Annotated in this window: 2 protein-coding genes; both read left to right on the top strand. The window is 60.5% G+C overall.

Annotated elements, in window-relative coordinates; genetic code table 11:
* Positions 1-2,076 (top strand): EAL domain-containing protein (locus EOA86_RS29180; protein WP_128344829.1); only part of this gene is annotated, 2,076 nt, incomplete at its 5' end.
* Between the two features lie 213 nt (positions 2,077-2,289).
* The coding region (locus tag EOA86_RS29185; protein WP_245497412.1) for a hypothetical protein at positions 2,290-2,831 on the top strand (542 nt) is incomplete at its 3' end.

A 2,831-nucleotide genomic window follows, 5' to 3' on the forward strand; every position in this document is an offset into this window, starting at 1 on the left:
ACCTGGGAGGAAGCGCACAAGCGCGAAAACGACTATATACTCTACGGCTCCATGCATGGGCTTACGCTCGGGGCTTTTTGCCTGCTCGGCATCTACTTTGCGCGCGACGATTTCGCCGAGATCGCCTCCGTCTGCCTCACGCTGGCGACCGCGACCTCCATTGCCGGCCGCAACTACGGCTCGCCGCGCATGGTGACCATCCTGACCCTTGCATTGACCTGGCCCATCTCGCTGGGCTTCCTGCTGCGCGGCGATATCTATCATGTCCTCCTTGGCCTGCTGTCAGCGCCGTTCCTGTTCGCGATCCGCAAATTCGCCAATACGGTGCGCGATGTGCTTTTTGCGGCGGTGTCGGAGGAGAAGAAGGCGAACCGCCTTGCCCAGCGCTTCAATCGGGCGCTGAACACCATGTCGCATGGCCTTGTCATGCTCGGCCCCGACGGCCGGGTGGCGGTGGCCAATGCCGAAGCCGCGCATCTGATGTCGCTCAAATCGCCCGACGCGCTGCTCGGGCGATCGATTCACGGTCTGCTGATGCGCGGCGCTGCCGGCGGCATGCTGGCGCCGAAGGACTGCCGCTACATCGAAGCCCAGCTTACGCGCGCCCTGCGCGAGGGCCGCGACCGCAAGGTTCTCGTCTCGCTCGCGAACGGTCAGCACTATGAGTTCTCGGCGCGTGAAGGCAGCCAGGAACTGGGGGTCATCACCTTCGAGGATGTGACGGCCCGCGTTGAGGCGGAAGACAAGATCCGCTTCATGGCGCGCTATGACAACCTCACCGGCCTGCCTAACCGCGCCTATTTCCACGAGCTGATCGGAGAGGCCATGGCATCCGGTGACCTCGAGCGTCTCTGCGGGCTCGCTGTGCTCGACCTCGACGACTTCAAGAGCGTCAACGACACGCTTGGCCACCCGGTCGGCGACGGATTGATCTACGCCGTCGCTGAACGGTTGGCGGCGGTCGCCGGACCAGGCGCCACCGTCAGCCGTTTCGGCGGCGACGAGTTCATGATCTTCTTCGACCGCGTCGAGGACGAGAGCCATCTGTCCAGCCAAATCGACGAGATTTTCATTGAGCTGCAGGGCGAGGTCGACGTCGCCGGCCATGGGTTGCGCATCCAGGCCAGCGGTGGCGCGGTGCTGTCGAGGGTCAGGGATACCGATGTCGACGCCATGATCGTAAAGGCGGACCTCGCGCTCTACAAGGCCAAGGAACTCGGCAAGAATACTTGGCGGTTGTTCGAGGCGTCGATGGAGGTCGCTTTCCGCAACCGTCAGCTGATGAAGGCGGATCTGCGCACCGCGGTAGAAAGCAAGGGGTTGCGGGTGGTCTACCAGCCAATCGTGGCGATGAGCACGATGCGCATAGCCAGCTGCGAGGCGCTGTGCCGTTGGGACCACCCCGACCTCGGACCAATTTCGCCCAGCATCTTCATTCCGCTGGCGGAAGAAATGGGCATCATTTCCGAGATCAGCACCTTCGTGCTGCAGGCGGCGTGCACCGAATGCGCCAAATGGCCCGCACAGACCAGTGTCTCGGTCAATCTCTCGGCCAAGGACTTCCGCAACCGCGACGTTATCGAGAAGGTTCGACATGCGCTCGCCAGTTCCGGTCTCGCCGCCGGCCGACTGGAGATCGAGGTCACCGAGACGGCACTGCTCGACGACAAGTCGCTGACGCGTCAGTATATCGAGGAATTGAAGCGGCTTGGCGTGCGCATCGCGCTCGATGATTTCGGCACCGGCTATTCGAGCCTGAGCTATCTCCACAAACTTCCGCTCGACAAGATCAAGATCGACCGTTCGTTCCTGATGGACGTTACCCAGAACAGCCGTTCGCTCGAACTGCTCAAGGGCATCGTCAATCTGTCACGGCCACTGGGGCTTTCGGTGACTGTCGAGGGCGTCGAGACTTTCGAGCAGCTCAAGATCCTGGCCTTGCAGGTCAAGCCGGACCTGGTTCAGGGATTCCTGTTCGGCTCGGCGCTAAGCGCGTCCGGTATCGAGACCATGTCGAGCACGGTCTGGCCCTTCGCCAAGGACATCAAGACGGCCAGGAAGGCCACGCATCGCTGATTTCATGGAAGAAATCTCGTACTTTGGTATAATTTTTACAATCATTAACCTTAATAGCTGGTAAACGATCTCTATCTTGTTTTCATCTTTACATCTTACGACCCTGCCGTAGTGTTGATCGCGGCGGCAGTTCCGGGGATTGAGTTTATGGTTGTTGAGTTGATTTCGCCTCGCCAGGCGGCGGGTGCGGACGGGAGTGATGCGTCCGACACTATGTCCAGCTTTGCCAGGAATGTTTCGGCGATGCTCGAGCGGACGGAATACCGTCGCTGCGACAAGGGCGAAGACCTCGAGGACATTTACCGGCTGCGCTACAAGTCGTATCGCTCCAACGATATGGTGCCCGACAACGAGAACCATACCATTCACGACGAGCTCGACGACGCGCCGAATGTCTTTCGTTTCGGCGTCTACATCGACCAGGAACTCGTCAGCACGCTGCGCATCCATCACGTCACGCTGGCGACGCCGATGTCGCCTTCCACCAAGGCTTTCGGCGATATCGTCATGCCGATGCTGGGCGAGGGACTGAGCTTCATCTGTCCCAGCCGGTTCGCCTCCGACCCCGACTGGTCACGCGTCTATCCGCAAATTCCCTACCTAACATTGCGGCTCGCCGGCATGGCGTGTTTCCATTTCAACGCGCCTTACTGCCTGTCGACCATTCGCGAGGACCACGCCGGCTTCTACAAGCGGATCTACTATTCCGAGAAGATCAGCGAGGCCCGCGCCTATCCCGGCGTCTACAACAAGGT

The organism is Mesorhizobium sp. M5C.F.Ca.IN.020.32.2.1 (assembly GCF_004023105.1).
Taxonomy (GTDB): Bacteria; Pseudomonadota; Alphaproteobacteria; order Rhizobiales; family Rhizobiaceae; genus Mesorhizobium; species Mesorhizobium wenxiniae.